Source organism: Streptomyces peucetius (assembly GCF_025854275.1).
Taxonomy (GTDB): domain Bacteria; phylum Actinomycetota; class Actinomycetes; order Streptomycetales; family Streptomycetaceae; genus Streptomyces; species Streptomyces peucetius_A.
In genome coordinates this window covers 1,565,824-1,581,861 of the sequence record NZ_CP107567.1, presented here as the reverse complement: position 1 = coordinate 1,581,861, position 16,038 = coordinate 1,565,824, and the positions used below count along the sequence as shown (strand labels likewise).

The 16,038-nt window shown below is 72.7% G+C and carries 12 protein-coding genes and 1 pseudogene; 10 read left to right on the top strand and 3 right to left on the bottom strand.

The window, feature by feature from the left end:
* Positions 1 to 16 precede the first annotated feature (16 nt).
* From OGH68_RS07280 to OGH68_RS07235, 10 genes and pseudogenes are all read left to right on the top strand, one after another.
* On the top strand, positions 17 to 661 hold the full coding sequence (locus OGH68_RS07280) for a TetR/AcrR family transcriptional regulator (RefSeq protein ID WP_264249952.1): 645 nt from the start codon (positions 17 to 19) through the stop codon (positions 659 to 661).
* Between the two features lie 161 nt (positions 662 to 822).
* Entirely contained in the window at positions 823 to 3,132 is a 2,310-nt protein-coding gene (locus tag OGH68_RS07275) for a molybdopterin oxidoreductase family protein (RefSeq protein WP_264242499.1), read from the top strand.
* Positions 3,133 to 3,266: 134 nt separating this feature from the next.
* Positions 3,267 to 4,700, top strand: a complete 1,434-nt coding sequence (locus OGH68_RS07270; protein ID WP_264242498.1) for a CitMHS family transporter — start codon at positions 3,267 to 3,269, stop codon at positions 4,698 to 4,700.
* A 1-nt stretch (position 4,701) separates the two neighbouring features.
* A pseudogene (locus OGH68_RS07265) lies at positions 4,702 to 6,003 on the top strand (MFS transporter).
* Between the two features lie 115 nt (positions 6,004 to 6,118).
* Complete coding sequence (locus OGH68_RS07260) at positions 6,119 to 6,796, top strand: hypothetical protein (protein WP_264242497.1); 678 nt, start codon at positions 6,119 to 6,121, stop codon at positions 6,794 to 6,796.
* 64 nt (positions 6,797 to 6,860) lie between these two features.
* The gene (locus OGH68_RS07255) at positions 6,861 to 7,646 is read left to right on the top strand and encodes a class F sortase (protein WP_264242496.1); all 786 of its coding nucleotides are present in this window, start codon (positions 6,861 to 6,863) and stop codon (positions 7,644 to 7,646) included.
* 254 nt (positions 7,647 to 7,900) lie between these two features.
* A complete protein-coding gene (locus OGH68_RS07250; RefSeq protein ID WP_264242495.1) occupies positions 7,901 to 9,232 on the top strand; it encodes an ABC transporter ATP-binding protein in 1,332 nt (443 codons plus the stop codon).
* Positions 9,233 to 9,372: 140 nt separating this feature from the next.
* Positions 9,373 to 10,767: an aldehyde dehydrogenase family protein gene (locus OGH68_RS07245; protein WP_264242494.1), complete on the top strand. Its 1,395-nt coding sequence runs from the start codon at positions 9,373 to 9,375 to the stop codon at positions 10,765 to 10,767.
* An 87-nt stretch (positions 10,768 to 10,854) separates the two neighbouring features.
* The gene (locus OGH68_RS07240; RefSeq protein ID WP_264242493.1) at positions 10,855 to 11,934 is read left to right on the top strand and encodes a Zn-dependent alcohol dehydrogenase; all 1,080 of its coding nucleotides are present in this window, start codon (positions 10,855 to 10,857) and stop codon (positions 11,932 to 11,934) included.
* 180 nt (positions 11,935 to 12,114) lie between these two features.
* Positions 12,115 to 13,476 carry an MFS transporter gene (locus tag OGH68_RS07235; protein ID WP_264242492.1) on the top strand — a complete coding sequence of 454 codons (1,362 nt, stop codon included), beginning with the start codon at positions 12,115 to 12,117 and terminating at the stop codon, positions 13,474 to 13,476.
* 155 nt (positions 13,477 to 13,631) lie between these two features.
* Here OGH68_RS07235 and OGH68_RS07230 read toward each other — a convergent pair whose 3' ends face one another.
* The 3 genes from OGH68_RS07230 to OGH68_RS07220 are packed head-to-tail and all read right to left on the bottom strand — an operon-like array spanning position 13,632 to position 15,994.
* Positions 13,632 to 14,561, bottom strand: a complete 930-nt coding sequence (locus tag OGH68_RS07230) for a DMT family transporter (protein WP_264242491.1) — start codon at positions 14,559 to 14,561, stop codon at positions 13,632 to 13,634.
* Positions 14,562 to 14,593: 32 nt separating this feature from the next.
* A complete protein-coding gene (locus tag OGH68_RS07225; protein ID WP_264242490.1) occupies positions 14,594 to 15,292 on the bottom strand; it encodes an ArsR/SmtB family transcription factor in 699 nt (232 codons plus the stop codon).
* A 15-nt stretch (positions 15,293 to 15,307) separates the two neighbouring features.
* Entirely contained in the window at positions 15,308 to 15,994 is a 687-nt protein-coding gene (locus tag OGH68_RS07220; protein WP_264242489.1) for a TetR/AcrR family transcriptional regulator, read from the bottom strand.
* Positions 15,995 to 16,038: the final 44 nt, after the last annotated feature.

The window sequence follows — 16,038 nt, the reverse complement described above, 5'->3', positions numbered from 1 at the left end:
GCAACGGAGCGGCATGATGGGCGGCGTGTCCCAGGCCCGTTCCCCGCTTCCCTCCTCCGCGCATCTGCGCCGCGTGCCGGTCCAGCAGCGCAGCGCCGACCGGCTCGCCCGGATTCTGGACGCCTGCGCGGAGGTGCTCGACGAGACCGGCTACGAGGAGCTGTCCACCCGTAGGGTCGCGGCCAGGGCCGGCGTGCCGATCGGGTCGGTCTACCGCTTCTTCGGCAACAAGCGGGCGCTGGTCGACGCCCTCGCGCGCCGCAACCTGGACGGATACGCCGAACGGATCGCCGCGCGCCTCCCCGGGGTGGGCTCCGACGACTGGCGGGGCGCGGTTGACGTCGTGCTGGACGAGTACCTGGCCATGAAGCGTTCCGTGCCCGGCTTCGCGCTGGTCGACTTCGGCTCGCAGATCCCCGTCGGGGCTCCTGCCGCCGGAGCCAACCTCGAAGTGGCGGGGCGGCTGGCGGACCTGCTCGCCGCGCATCTGGGCCGCGTGGCGGACGAGGAGCTGCGGCGGGCGGTGCTCGTGTCGGTGGAGGCGGCCGACGCGCTGCTCCAGCTGGCTTTCCGGGTGCTGCCGTCGGGGGACCAGGAGATCGTGAGCGAGACGCGGGAGCTGCTGCGGGCCTATCTGGCGCGGATCCTCGACCGGCTCTGACGACCGGCTCTCACCGGCTCTCGCCGGCTCTGACCGGCCGGTGGGCCGGGCGGCGGGCCGATGGGAGGAAGGTCAGTGGTCTTCCCGCTCATGCATACCGGTCGGTATGCTCGGCGGGCCGGCACATCGCCGCCGCCGCTGCCGCCGCCCCGGGAGGGCTCATGTCCCGCACCGCTCCGAGCACCCGTACGACGACTTCCCAGCCCAGCACCCGTACGACGACGTCGCCGCCCGGCGCCGCCGAGGCGCCCGCGGTGTCCCCGCCCGGCGCGCGGAAGCGCACCGCACTGCGCGTCTGCCCGCTGTGCGAAGCCACCTGCGGGCTCACGCTCACCATCGAGGGCACCCGCGTCACCGGCGCCAAGGGTGACCGCGACGACGTCTTCAGCCAGGGCTTCATCTGCCCCAAGGGCGCGTCCTTCGGCGAACTGGACGCCGACCCCGACCGGCTGCGCACACCCCTGGTCCGGGAGAACGGTGAACTGCGCGACGCCACCTGGGACGAGGCCTTCGAGCTGATCGCCGCCCGGATCAGGCCGCTGATCGAGGAACACGGACCCAACAGCGTCGGCGTCGTGCTCGGCAACCCCAACGTGCACACCATGGCCGGGGGGCTCTACCCGCCCGTTCTCCTCTCCGCGCTGCGCACCCGCAACGTCTTCTCCGCCTCCACCCTCGACCAGATGCCCAAGCACGTCTCCAGCGGACTGCTCTTCGGCAGCGCCGTCGCGATCCCCGTCCCCGACCTGGACCGCACCGACCACCTGCTGATGCTCGGTGCCAACCCGCTGGAGTCCAACGGCAGCCTGTGCACCGCGCCGGACTTCCCCGGCAGGCTCAAGGCGCTCCGCCGCCGCGGTGGCACCCTCACGGTCGTCGATCCGCGCCGCACCCGCACCGCCCGGCTCGCCGACCGGCACGTCGCCATCCGGCCCGGCACCGACGCGCTGCTGCTCGCCGCGCTCGTCCAGGTTCTCTTCGAGGAGAGCCTGACCGACCTGGGCACGCTCGCCGCTCATGTCCAGGGCGTCGCCGAAGTGGAGGCCGCGGTCAAGGACTTCACCCCGGAGGCCGTCGCGGCGGCCTGCGACATGGAGCCCGGGGAGATCCGTACGATCGCCCGCGAACTCGCGGCCGCACCCACCGCCGCCGTCTACGGGCGCATCGGCAGCTGCACCGTCGAGCACGGCACGCTCGCCAGCTGGCTCGTCGACGTCCTCAACGTCCTCACGGGCAACCTCGACCGGCCGGGCGGCGCTCTCTTCCCGCTCGCCGCCACCGACCGGGCCCCGCGCCCCGCCGCCCCCGGCAGGGGATTCGCGCTGGGCCGCTGGAGCAGCCGCGTCAGCGGCCACCCCGAGGCCAAGGGTGAACTGCCGATCGTCGCCCTCGCGGAGGAGATCGAGACGCCCGGCGAGGGGCAGATCCGCGCCCTGATCGCCATCGCGGCCAACCCGGTGCTCTCCGCCCCCGACGGCGACCGCCTCGACCGCGCCCTGGCCGGCCTCGATCTGATGATCAGCATCGACCCGTATCTCAACGAGACATCGCGCCACGCGGACGTCGTGCTGCCCCCGCCGCCGCCCGCCCAGAGCGCCCACTTCGACTTCGCCTTCAACGCGCTGGCCGTCCGCAACCAGGTCCGCTACAACCCCGCCGCCGTGCCGCTGGAGGCCGGGCTGATGGACGAGTGCGAGATCCACGCGCGGCTGATCCTCGCGGTCTCCGGGATGCACGGGGCAGAGCCGTCCGCCGTCGACGGCATGGTCGTCCAGGGCGCCCTGGCCAAGGCGGTCGCGGACCCGCACTCCCCGGTGCACGGCCGGACCGTCGAGGAGGCCGCCGCCGGTCTGACCGGACACACCGGAGCAGAACGCCGCCTGGACATGATGCTGCGCCTCGGCCCGTACGACCTGACCCTCGACACGCTGCTGGAACAGCCGCACGGTGTCGACCTCGGGCCGCTGGAATCACGTGTCCCGCAGATCCTCAGGACTCGCAGCGGACGCGTCGAGTTGCTGCCCGGCCCGGTCGCGGACGATCTGCCCCGCCTGCGTGCCGCCCTCGACGCCCGCCCGGAGGGTCTGGTCCTGGTCGGCCGCCGCCATCTGCGGTCCAACAACAGCTGGCTCCACAACGTGCCGGCGCTGAACGGCGGTTCGAACCGCTGCACGCTCCACGTCCATCCGGACGACGCCGCCCGGCTCGGACTCGAGGACGGAGTCACGGCGAGCGTCGCCGCCGACGGCGGACGCGTCGAGGCCCCGGTGGAGATCACTGACTCGGTACGGCCCGGTGTGGTGAGCCTGCCGCACGGCTGGGGACACAGCCGCCCCGGGACCCGCCTGTCGGTGGCCGCCGAGCACCCCGGAGTCAACGTGAACCAGCTGCTCGACGGCTCCCGGCTGGACCCCCTGTCCGGCACCGCCGTGCTCAACGCCATCCCGGTGGAAGTGACACTAAGCCGATGACCTGGGGTTTTGCTCGTATTGCTCACACGGCAACACCTTGTTAACAGCAGATGACGACACCTAACGTCATCCGGACCGCACCCCGGCGGCCGCTTCCGCCGGTGGCCGTTCAAGGATGAACGTTAGGTGTCCCCATGCTGACAATCCTCGGCTTCGCCATGATCGCGACCTTCCTGGTCCTGATCATGACGAAGAAGATGTCGCCGATCGCGGCGCTGGTCCTCATCCCCGCACTCTTCTGCGTCGCCGTCGGGCAGGGCGCACAGCTCGGGGACTACGTCATCGAAGGCGTGGGCAACCTCGCCCCGACCGCCGCGATGCTGATGTTCGCCATCGTCTACTTCGGCGTGATGATCGACGTCGGCCTCTTCGACCCGATCGTGCGCGGCATCCTGCGCTTCTGCAGGGCGGATCCGCTGCGCATCGTGATCGGTACGGCGCTGCTCGCCGCCATCGTCTCGCTCGACGGCGACGGCTCCACGACCTTCATGATCACGGTCTCGGCGATGTATCCGCTCTACAAGCGCCTCAAGATGAGCCTGGTGGTGCTGACCGGCATCGCGGCCACCGCGAACGGCGTCATGAACACCCTGCCCTGGGGCGGCCCCACCGCCCGTGCGGCCACCGCGCTCAAGCTGGACGCCGCGGACATCTTCGTGCCGATGATCCCGGCGCTCGGCGTCGGCCTCCTCTTCGTGCTCCTTCTCGCCTGCGTCCTCGGCGGGCGCGAGCGCAAGCGCCTCGGCTACCTCACCCTCGACGAGGTGCTGGAGCCGGAGACCGGGACGGTGCTCGTCAAGGCCGGCGGTTCCGGTGGGCGCGCCGCGGCCGGCGGTCCGGGCTCCGACGCGGTCGGCAAGGACGTCGTCTCCGGCACCGGGTCCGGCTCCGGGACGGACGCCGAAGTCCCGTCCCGAGACGGCGGATTCCAGGGGCTCGACCCCGACCGGCCGACCCTGCGCCCCAAGCTCTACTGGTTCAACGCCGGTCTCACGCTCGCCCTGCTCACCGCCATGATCATGGAACTGATGCCGATCCCGGTGCTCTTCCTCCTCGGCGCGGCGCTCGCCCTGACCGTCAACTTCCCCAACATGGCGGACCAGAAGGCCCGTGTCGCGGCTCACGCGGACAACGTCCTCAACGTCTCCGGCATGGTCTTCGCCGCCGCCGTCTTCACCGGCGTCCTCACCGGCACCGGCATGGTCGAGCACATGGCGGACTGGCTCGTCGGCGCCATCCCCGAGGGCATGGGCCCGCACATGGCGATCGTCACCGGCGTACTGAGCCTGCCGCTCACCTACTTCATGTCGAACGACGGCTTCTACTTCGGTGTCCTGCCGGTCCTCGCGGAAGCGGGCGCCGCGCACGGTGTCTCGCCGCTGGAGATCGCCCGGGCCTCGCTCGTGGGCCAGCCCCTGCACATGTCCAGCCCGCTCGTCCCCGCCGTGTACGTCCTCGTCGGCATGGCCAAGGTCGAGTTCGGCGACCACACCAGGTTCACCGTGAAGTGGGCCGCCCTCACCTGCCTGGTGGTGCTGGGGGCCGGAATCCTGTTCGGCATCATCTGACATGGGGCGGCTGTGGCTGCTGCGCCTCGTCATCGCCTTCGGCTTCGCGCAGGGGGCGGTGTCGATGGCGCGTCCGGCCGTTTCCCACCGGGCGTTGTCGCTGGGCGCGGACGAGTGGGCGATCGGCGTGATCGCCGGTGTGTACGCGGTGCTTCCGCTGTTCGCCGCCGTGCCGCTGGAACGCTGGCCGACCACGGCCGGCGTGCGCCGCTGCTGCCCGCCGGGGTCGTACTGATCTCCGCCGGCTGTGCGTTCAGCGGACTGGCCGGCTCGCTCGCCGCGATGGCCGCGTGGAGCGGGGAGCGAAGCGAATGGGGTCCCCCCGGCCGGAGGCTGGGGGAGGGACTCGGTCACCTCTGCTTCGTCATCGGTGCCCAGTCGATCGTCGCCCGGCAGTCCACCCCGGCAGAACAGGACCGGAACTTCGGGAACTTCACCATCGGCGCGTCGCTCGGCCAGCTTGCGGGACCGGTGGCCGCGCGCGCTGATCGGTGGCGACATGGACCGTACGAGCGCACTGGCGCTCGTCGTCTCCGCCGCCGTCGCGGCGCTCTCCCTGACCTCGCTGTGGCGCATCGAGCGCGGGGAGGAGGGCGGCGGTGCACAGCCGGGCGAGCGGGCGGCGAAGGTGCCCGTGCACCGCATCCTGCGCACCCCTGGCGTTCCGGCGGGAATCTTCATCAGCCTCGCCGTGCTCTCGGCCACGGACATTCTCACCGCGTACCTGCCGGTGGTCGGCGAGCACCGCGGCATCGAACCCGCCGTCGTGGGCGCCCTGCTGAGCCTGTGGGCCGCCGCCACCATCGCGTGCCGGCTGGTGATGACGCCGATGATCCGCATCATCGGCCGTACCGCGCTGCTCACCGTGACGTGTCTGCTCGGCGGGGTGCTGTGCGCGGGCATCGCACTGCCGGTGCCGCTGTGGGCGCTCGCGCCGATGCCGGCGGCGCTCGGCTTCTGTCTCGGGGTGGGACAGCCGCTGTCCATGACGACGGTCGTGCAGGCGGCGCCGGCCCGAGCGCGTTCGACGGTGCTCGCCCTGCGTCTGACCGGCAACCGCCTCGGCCAGGTCGCCGCGCCCGCCTCCGCCGGACTGATCGCCGGGGTGGCCGGGACGGCCGCGCCCTTCGTGATGCTGGGCGCGCTGCTGCTCGCGTCCGGCGCGGTCGCCGTGCGTACGGCGCGCCCGGGGAACGGGCCCACGGCCGGTGACGGGGCGGACGGGAGCGCCCGTGTCGGCGGTCCGCAGCGTGCCGACGAGGCGGAGTCGCCCGGTCGGCATACACGCCGTGTCCGCTACTAGGGGCATTTCTGACGGCTTCTCAGCGTTTCAACGCTCCCTCTTGCCGAATTCGTGACATCTAGTCAGGCGATCGCGTGATCAGTATGACAATCGCATCGGCTTGAAGGAGCCTCGCATGAGCACGACCGCAACTCTCCGCCCCCGCCGTGTCCGCACGGGGGCTGCCGCTCTCGCCGTTCTGGCCTACGCCGGCGTGACGCTGGCGGGGGCGCCGGCGGCGTTCGCCCAGCCCGGCGACAGCGGCGACCTCAAGATCCACAAGGCCGGCGTCCCGCACTGGGACACCCGGGACGACGTCAAGGGAGTCTGCAAGTTCAGCCTCAGCGCGTTCAACTTCGAGAGCCTGGATCTGCTCGAGTGGAGGATCACCCCCCAGCCCCCGACGGCCAGCGGGCCCACGCTGAACGACTCCATCGCGCTCATCGCGGGGCGCGGCCACACCGAGGAGTACGCGCTGCCCGACGGCGACTACCTGCTCACCTGGACGATCCCGGGCCCGCCGCCCGAGACCAAGCAGAAGGTCTTCACCGTCGACTGCGACAAGTACGGCGAGAAGAAGGGCGACAAGATCGAGGACGAGCGGAACGGCTCGGACTGGTCCAAGGGTGACAAGGGCTCGCCGCACGGCGCCGTGCCCGCGGGCGGCGGCGGCATGGCCGACGACGCCGGCACGGGCGGCGGGGACGACGGCTCCTCCGTCGGCATGACCACCGCGCTCGTCGCAGGTGCCGCCGGACTGGCCGGAATGGTCGCCGTCCGACGGGCCCGACGCCGCGCCCATGGCGCCGCGTAACGTCCGCAGTCGCCGCCGTCGACGCGGACCGAGTCGTGCCTGTCGTCTGACCATCACGCTCGGCGTGACGGCCACCCTGGTCACCGGCGTCGTCCGGGGGTGCGAGGATCCGCCCCCGGACGCGTCGTCGGTCACCGTCGCGGCAGACAGACCGCTCGCGGCCGGAGAGCCGGCCGCGAAGACGCCCGTCACCGGGGCGACGGCCGACGCCGAGGAGGCGGAGCACGGCAGCACGGCGGGGCGCGGCGGCTCCAACGACATCGACCTGCCGCCGCTCACCACCCGCACAGCGGGCACCCCACCCACGCCGGCCGTCAGGACACCGGCCCCCGAGCCGGCCCCGGCGGCGCGGAAGAGGACACCGGACCGGGGGAAGGGGCTTGCCCTGCCGCCCTCGCCGGCGAAGAAACTGTCGGTTCCGGCCATCACCATCGAGTCGCCCGTGATGGAGCTCGGTCTCGACCGCCACGGCCGGCTCACGGCACCTCCGGTGGACAACCCGCGTATCGTCGGCTGGTACCGCGACGGTCCCTCGCCCGGCGAACGGGGCACGTCCTTGCTGGTCGGGCACCGCGACACCAAGACCGGCCCCGCCATCTTCCTCAACCTCAACGCACTGAAACCGGGCGACAAGGTCGACGTCGTACGCGCGGACCGGCGCACAGCCGTGTTCACCGTCGACAAGGTGCGCACCTACAAGAAGGACCAGTTCCCCGACGCCGAGGTGTACGGCCACACCGGCCGGCCCGAACTGCGGCTGCTGACCTGCGGCGGGAGCTTCGACGAGAAGACCGGCTACGCCGCCAACGTCGTCGTCTTCGCACACCTCACGGACGTCAGGCGCGTGTGACCATCCATCGGGCACGCGGGGCCGGCCGGGCATGTGGCGGAGGCCCGCGGCCGCGCCCGGGGGGATGCACGGGCGGGGGCGCGGGGCTCGGTACGGCACCGGGGCGTTCCCGGCGGGGCGCTGCGGGCGGTCTCGGATGGTGGACACATGTGTAACAAGCGCACCTTCCGCCGTGCGCGATCCATTCCCAGACGGGACAACAGTGGGCTAACTTCTGGCCACGCAGCTGCCCCTTCTCATCCCGGCGGGAACCCATGACTCGCGCCATCGCTCTGCACAACGTCAGCAAGAGATACGGCCGTGCTCCCCGCGCCGTCGACCGCTTCTCCCTCGGTGTCGAACCGGGGGAGTTCCTCGTTCTGCTGGGGCCGTCCGGCTGCGGCAAGTCGACGGTGCTGCGGATGATCGCCGGGCTGGAGGACATCACGGAGGGCGAGCTGCTGCTGGACGGCGAGTACGCCAACGACGTGCCGCCGCGGGAACGCGACATGGCCATGGTCTTCCAGAACTTCGCGCTCTACCCCAGCATGACCAACCGGGAGAACATCGGCTTCCCGCTGAAGCTGGAGAACCCCAGGGCCGACCGCAACCCCCGCGTCGAGGCCACCGCCAGGATGCTCGGCATCGAGGACCTGCTCGACCGCTTCCCCGCCCAGCTCTCCGGCGGAGAACGCCAGCGCGTGGCGATGGGCCGGGCCATCTCGAGGCGGCCCTCCGTCTTCCTGATGGACGAGCCGCTCTCCAACCTCGACGCCAAGCTGCGCAACCATCTGCGGGCGGAAATAGCGCGGCTCACCGCCGAGTTGGGCGTCACCACCGTCTACGTCACGCACGACCAGGCCGAGGCGATGTCACTGGGCGACCGGGTGGCGGTGATGCGCGGCGGAGTGCTCCAGCAGGTCAGCACCCCGCGCGAGACCTACGCCCTGCCGGTGAACGTCTTCGTCGCCGCGTTCATCGGCACGCCCCGGATCAACCTGCTGCAGGCCGTCGTCCACGCGCCGCTGGACGGCAGGATGTCCATCGACCTGGGCAGGCAGCGGCTGCCGCTGCCCGAGCCCCTGAGCCCCGACCACCAGCTGCTGCGCATCCAGCAGGGACGGCAGATCATCGTGGGCCTGCGGTCGGAGGCCGCCCGGGTGGCGCCGCCCAGCCAGGCCCGGCCGGGGGAGGTGGCGCTCACCGGGATCGTCGAACACACCGAGTACCAGGGGCACGAGACGCTGGTGCACTTCAACACCGGCTCCCGGCCGGCCGTGGTCGCCGGTCTGGAGTCGCCGCGTCCCCAGGTGCCCGTACGGCGGCGGAGGAACGCCGGCCCCGGAGTGCTGACCCGGCTGAAGGACCGTGCGATCGCCCAGGTCGCGGGGCCGGTCGCGGTCCTCGACGCACCGGAACCGGCCCCGGTCCACGAGCGGCAGACGGCCGACCCGAGCGACATCGTCGTCCGCACCGGCCCGGACCTCCGGCTGCGCACCGGCGCCCAGGTGCCCCTGCTCGTCGACCTCGCCCATCTCTATGTCTTCGACCACCAGGGACGCCGCATCTGCCCGGCGCCCATGGACGTGCCGGGTCTCGACGCCTGATCCCGCGCCGGGCATGCCCGGCGGGTCGGGGGCCCGCGCTCCGGGGACAGTGGCCGGCGGCACGCCGGGTGCCCCTGGCGCCGTAAAACTAACGGCGCTAGTTTGGGGCGCGGACACTACCCCAGGCGTGGAGGAGAGCGATGCAGGCCCACGACGGCATGTACATCGGCGGCCGGTGGCAGCCGGCCGCGGCACCGGACACGATCGCGGTCGTCAACCCGGCGGACGAGCAGGTCATCGCCCATGTCCCGGCCGGCACGGCGGCGGACGTCGACGCCGCCGTACGCGCCGCCCGCGCCGCCTTCCCCGCCTGGGCGGCGACACCGCCCGCCGAGCGGGCGCAGCGTCTCGCGGCCCTCCGTGACGAGCTGGTCCGGCGGTCGGAGGAGATCGCGGAGACGGTCACCGCGGAGCTCGGCGCGCCGCCTGCCCTGGCCCGGGCGGTCCACGCGGGCCTGCCCGTCATGGTCGTCGGGTCCTACGCGGAACTTGCCGGCTCGTACTCCTTCGAGGAGAAGCTCGGCAACTCCACCGTGCTGATGGAGCCGGTCGGCGTCGTCGGCGCGATCACCCCCTGGAACTACCCCCTGCACCAAATCGTCGCCAAGGTGGCACCCGCGCTGGCAGCCGGCTGCACCGTCGTGCTCAAGCCCGCGGAGGACACCCCGCTGACCGCCCAGCTGTTCGCGGAGGCTGTCGACGCCGCGGGCGTCCCGGCCGGTGTGTTCAACCTCGTCACCGGGATCGGGGCGGTGGCCGGCCAGGCGCTCGCCGAGCACGAGGACGTCGACCTGGTGTCCTTCACGGGCTCCACCGCCGTCGGCCGGCAGATCGGCGCCACCGCGGGCGGCGCGATCAAGCGCGTCGCGCTCGAACTCGGCGGCAAGTCCGCCAACGTCATTCTGCCGAGCGCCGACCTCGCGAAGGCGGTGAACGTCGGTGTCGCCAACGTGATGTCCAACTCGGGCCAGACCTGCAGCGCCTGGACCCGGATGCTCGTGCACCGCGACCAGTACGACGAGGCCGTCGCCCTCGCCGCGGCCGCCGTCGCCAAGTACGTCCCCGGCGACCGGGTCGGCCCGCTCGTCAACGCCAAACAGCACGAACGGGTCCGCGGCTACATCGCCAAGGGCGTCGCGGAGGGCGCCCGGCTCGTCGCCGGCGGCCCCGACGCACCGCTGGAGACCGGCTACTACGTCAGCCCCACCGTCTTCGCCGACGTCACGCCCGACATGACGATCGCCCAGGAGGAGATCTTCGGGCCGGTCCTCTCCCTCATGAAGTACGAGGACGAGGACGACGCCCTCGCCCTCGCCAACAACACCGTCTACGGGCTCGCCGGCGCGGTGTGGGCGGGTGACGACGCCGAAGCCGTGGCCTTCGCCCGCCGGATGGACACCGGCCAGGTCGACATCAACGGCGGCCGCTTCAACCCGCTGGCGCCGTTCGGCGGCTACAAGCAGTCCGGCGTCGGCCGCGAACTCGGCCCGCACGGCCTTGCCGAGTACTTCCAGACCAAGTCCCTCCAGTTCTGACACCTCCCCGCCTCCGACACCTCCCCGCCTCCGAAAGCTCCGACAGCTGTGTCAGCTCTGCCAGTTCTGAGCGGTAAGGAAACCAACGTGGTCCGTGCAGCCGTTCTGCCCGCCGTGGGCGCTCCCCTGGAGATCACGGAGATCTCCCTGCCGGAGCCCGGCCCCGGCCAGGTCCGGGTCAGGCTCGCCGCCGCCGGGGTGTGCCACTCCGACCTGTCTCTGTCCAACGGCACCATGCGGGTGCCCGTCCCCGCCGTCCTCGGCCACGAGGGCGCCGGCACGGTCGTCTCCGTCGGCGACGGCGTCACCCATGTCGCGCCCGGCGACGGCGTAGTCCTCAACTGGGCGCCCTCCTGCGGCAGCTGCCACGCCTGCGCGATCGGTGAGGTGTGGCTGTGCGCCGACGCACTGACCGGCGCGGGCCGGGTGCACGCCGCGGCGGCGGACGGGACCGATCTCCATCCGGGCCTGAACGTCGCCGCGTTCGCAGAGGAGACGGTCGTCGCGGCGAACTGCGTCCTGCCGGTCCCCGACGGCGTCCCCCTCGCCGACGCCGCCCTGCTCGGCTGCGCCGTCCTCACCGGCTACGGGGCCGTCCACCACGCCGCACGGGTGCGCGAGGGCGAGTCCGTCGCGGTCTTCGGCGTCGGCGGGGTCGGCCTCGCCACCCTCCAGTCGGCCCGGATCGCGGGCGCGGGCCCAGTCATCGCCGTCGACGTCTCCCCGGAGAAGGAGGAACTCGCCCGCCGGGCAGGCGCCACCGAGTACGTCGTCGCCTCCGACACCACGGCGAGGGGGATCCGTGCCCTGACCGGCAAGCGGGGCGCGGACGTGGCGATCGAGTGCGTCGGCCGCGCCGCGACGATCCGCGCCGCCTGGGACTCCACCCGCCGCGGCGGCCGCGCGGTGGTCGTCGGCATCGGCGGCAAGGATCAGCAGGTCACGTTCAACGCGCTGGAACTCTTCCACTGGGGCCGCACCCTGTCGGGCTGTGTGTACGGCAACTCCGACCCGGCCGCCGACCTTCCGGTGCTCGCGGACCACATCCGCGCGGGGCGGCTGGACGTGAGCGCGCTCGTGACGGAACGGATCGCGCTGGACGGCATCCCGGCGGCCTTCGAGAACATGCTCGCCGGGAAGGGCGGGCGGGCACTGGTCGTGTTCTGACGCCCCGGTCCGACGGAGCCCCGGCCGCTGGAGCCGCCGGGGCTCCTCGTGCTGCCCGTGCGCCCGTCACCTGCCTGTGCCCGGGCACGGAATCGTCACCGCGCACCCCGTTGACTCCATACCCACCGGTCGGTACGTTCCCCGCACTCCTCGTCCCCGCACCCAGTGGAGTGTGCACGCATGGACACCCCCGTCCCCACCGCCACCGCCGACACCCGCCGGCGCCGCGTCGCCACCGCGGCCGCGCTCGCCTCGGCCGTCGAGTGGTACGACTACTTCGTCTTCGGCATCGCCGCCGCCCTCGTACTCGGCGACCTGTACTTCCCCGCCGGCAGCTCCTCCGCCGGCGTGCTGGCCGCCTTCGCCACCTTCGCGGTCGGCTTCCTCGCCCGCCCGGTCGGCGGCGTCATCGCCGGCCAGCTCGGCGACAGGCGTGGCCGCAAGCCGATGCTGGTCCTCGCGCTGACGCTGATGGGCGTCGCGACCGCCGGGATCGGCCTGCTCCCCACGTACGAGACGATCGGCATCGCCGCGCCGGTCCTGCTCGTCCTGCTCCGCATCGTGCAGGGCCTCGCCGTCGGCGCCCAGTGGGGCGGGGCGATGCTCATGGCCACCGAGTACGCCCCCGAGGGCAAGCGCGGTCTCTACGGCAGCCTCGTCCAGCTCGGCGTCCCCATCGGAGTCGTGACCGCCAACACCGCGTTCCTTGCCGCCGGTTCGCTCACCAGCGACAGCACCTTCGCCGCCTGGGGCTGGCGCGTCCCGTTCTTCGTCGGCTTCCTCGTTCTCGGTCTCGCCTGGTACATCCACACCAAGGTCGAGGAGACGCCGGAGTTCCGCGAGGCCGAACGCGCCCTCGCCGAGCAGGAGAAGGGCGAGAGCGCCGCCCGTTCGCCGCTGCGCACGATCCTGCGCAACCACCTCGGCACCGTCTTCCTCGCCGGCGGCTCGTTCGCCGTCAACACCGCCACGTTCTACATCATCATCACCGGAGTGCTGGACTACGCGACGCGCGAGCTCGACATGGAGCGCGGCGCCGTGCTGGCGGTCTCCCTGTGCGTGAGCCTCACACAACTGGTGCTGATTCCCGCGGCGGCGGCGCTCTCCGACCGCATCGGACGGCTGCGGATCTACGCCGCGGGCGCGATCGGACTGCTGGTCTGGGCGGTGCCGATGTTCCTGCTGATCGACACCGCCTCGCTGCTGTGGCTCGGCATCGGGACCTTCGTCACCAGCTGCTTCCTGAGCATCATGTACGGGCCTCAGGCCGCGCTGTTCGCCGAGCTGTTCACGGCGGAGATGCGCTACACCGGGGCGTCCCTCGGCTACCAGATCGCCGCCGTCCTCGGCGGCGGGCTGGCGCCGTTCATCATGGTCCTGCTGCTGGAGGCCACCGGCACGTCGATGGCCGTGTCCGCCTACATCATCGGGCTCGCCGTCATCGCCCTCGTCTCGATCAGGATCCTCGCCACGAGGGCGGCGAAGGCATCGGCGGCCGCCGCCCCCGAACCCGCCGTCCCGGCGGCGGCGCCCGCCGAGTGACACGACGGTGTCGTCGGGAAGGGGCCGGGCATCCGCCCGGCCCCTTCCGCCTCGACCGTCCGTCGCCGAAGCGTTCCCCGGGTGGCCGCCGTGGAACGGCCCCCGGGGCGGCGACGGCGGGAACGGGCCGGCACGCAGCCCGCCCGATGTCCGCGTCAGCTGCGTTCCCGCACGGGCTCGGCCACCCGCCCCGGACGGAGAGCGCCACGCCCGCGCGACCGCGACACCGCCACGCCCGCCAGGCACAGCGCGCCGCCCGCGAGGGTGAGCAGGCCGGGTACCTCGTCCAGGGCGAGCCACGACATCAGCACCACCAGCGCGGGCACGGCGTACGTCGTCGCGCCCATCCGGCCTGCCGTCGTACGGGCTAGCGCGTACGCCCACGTCGTGAAGGCCAGCGCGGTCGGGAACACGCCCAGGTAGACCATGTTGAGCGTGGCCGACACCGGCGCGTCGGCGGCCTGCCGGACGAGCTGTCCGGCGAACGGCAGACATGCCACCGCTCCCACCAGGCAGCCGAACGCCGTCACCTGCAGGGCGCTCGCGTGCGCGAGCGCCGGCTTCTGCGCCACGACGCCGCCCGCGTATCCCACCGCCGCCACCAGGCACAGCAGTACCCCCAGCGTGGAGGCCCCGCCCTCCCCGGACATCGACAGGCCGACGACCACCGCTCCGGCGAACGAGACGGCCATGCCCGCCACCAGCCGGGGCGGCAGGCCCTCGCCGAGCAGCCGGGCGCCGAGGAGGGCGATGAGGACCGGGCCGATGTTCACCACCATCGCCGCCGTGCCCGCGTCGACCTGCTGCTCGCCCCAGTTGAGCACCACCATGTAGACGCCGAACCACAGCAGTCCGGACACGGCGATCCCGGGCCAGGCGGCCCGCGGCGGCAGGCCCTCGCGCCGGATCAGCAGGACGCAGCCCAGCGCCAGTGAGCCCGCCAGCAGTCGGCCGAGGGCGAGGGCGCCGGGTGAGTAGGCTTCCCCGGCGCTGCGGATGGACACGAAGGCGGAGGCCCACAGGACGACGGTGACGGCTGCGGCGGCGAGGGCGGGCCACTGGGCGTGGCGGGCGGGGTGTGTCATGGGGCGACCGTAGGGCCGCGACCGTTCGGTGGTCACCGCAATGTACCGGGCTCGATGCCGAGGAGGGTGTGCAGCGCGTGCTCGCCGGCACCGGTGACCTTCACCGCGCGCTCCGAGCCGATCCGTACGCACCATCCGGACTCCAGGGCGTGGGTGCACAGTCGTGCCCCGGCCACGCCCGCGAGGTGCGGCCGGCGTTCGGTCCAGTCGAGGCAGCCGCGCACCAGGGGGCGGCGGCCCTTGACGGCGAGGTCGATGCCCAGGTCGCCGAACCAGGCCGTGCCGCGTTCCGTGAGCGCGAAGCCCGAGTCCTGCGTGAGCAGCCGGCGGGCGGTCATGGCCTGCGTGATCGTGATGCCGAGCCGCCCCGCGAGATGGTCGTAGCAGGTGCGGCCCCGTGCCATGGCGTGTGCGGCACTCGACTCGCGCAGGGTGCGGGGAGCGGCGGCCGGCCCGGGCGCGGCGTACGCGGCGAGTTCCTCGACCAGGTGCGCCACCCGGTCGTCCGCGAGCCGTACGTACCGGTGCCTGCCCTGGCGCTCCTCGGCGAGGAGGCCGCCCGCGACGAGCCTGCCGAGGTGCTCGCTCGCGGTGGACGCGGCGACCCCGGCGTACCGGGCGAGTTCCCCGGCGGTCCAGGCCCGTCCGTCGAGCAGGGCCAGGGCGAAGCCCGCGCGGGTCTCGTCGGCGAGCAGCGCCGCGAAGGCGGCGAGGTCACGGGAGGAGGTCATGCCTCCCAGGATGCGTCAGCCACTCTTCGGCGCCGGCCGAAGGGTGCCGTGCAGGGCGGAGTCCTGCCGGACCGCCTCGTACTGCAGCGCCAGCCCGTCGAGCAGCGCCCGCAGACCCGTCTCGAACGCGCCCTCGTCGATCTGCTCCTGGCGCTCGGCGAGCAGATGGGCCTGGCCGAGGTGCGGGTAGTCGGCCGGGTCGTAGGCCGCGGCGTCGTCGACGAAGCCGCGGGCGAAGGAGCCGAGGGCGGAGCCGGTGATGAAGTAGCGCATCAGCGCGCCGATACGGGTGGCGTGCGCGGGCGGCCAGCCGGAGCGGACCATCGCGCCGAAGACGGCGTCGGCGACCTTGAGCCCTGCCGGGCGGCGGCCGGGTCCGCGCGCGAGGACCGGGACGGTGTTGGGGTGGGCGCTCAGGGCGGCGCGGTAGGAGACGGCCCAGTCGTGCAGGGCGGTGCGCCAGTCGCGGCCGTCGTCCTCGTCGAACATCGACAGGTCGACACGGGCGCTGACCGCGTCGGCGACGGCGTCGAGGATCTCGTCCTTGTTGCGGAAGTGGTTGTAGAGAGAGGGGCCGCTGACACCCAGTTCGGCGGCGAGCCGGCGGGTGGAGACCGCGTCGAGCCCTTCGGCGTCCACGAGCGCGCTCGCCGTCTCGACGATGCGGTCTCTGCTGAGGAGGGGCTTGCGCGGTCGGGCCATGCGGCACATAGTAGGGCCTGCCAAAAAGAAACTAGCAGTGATAG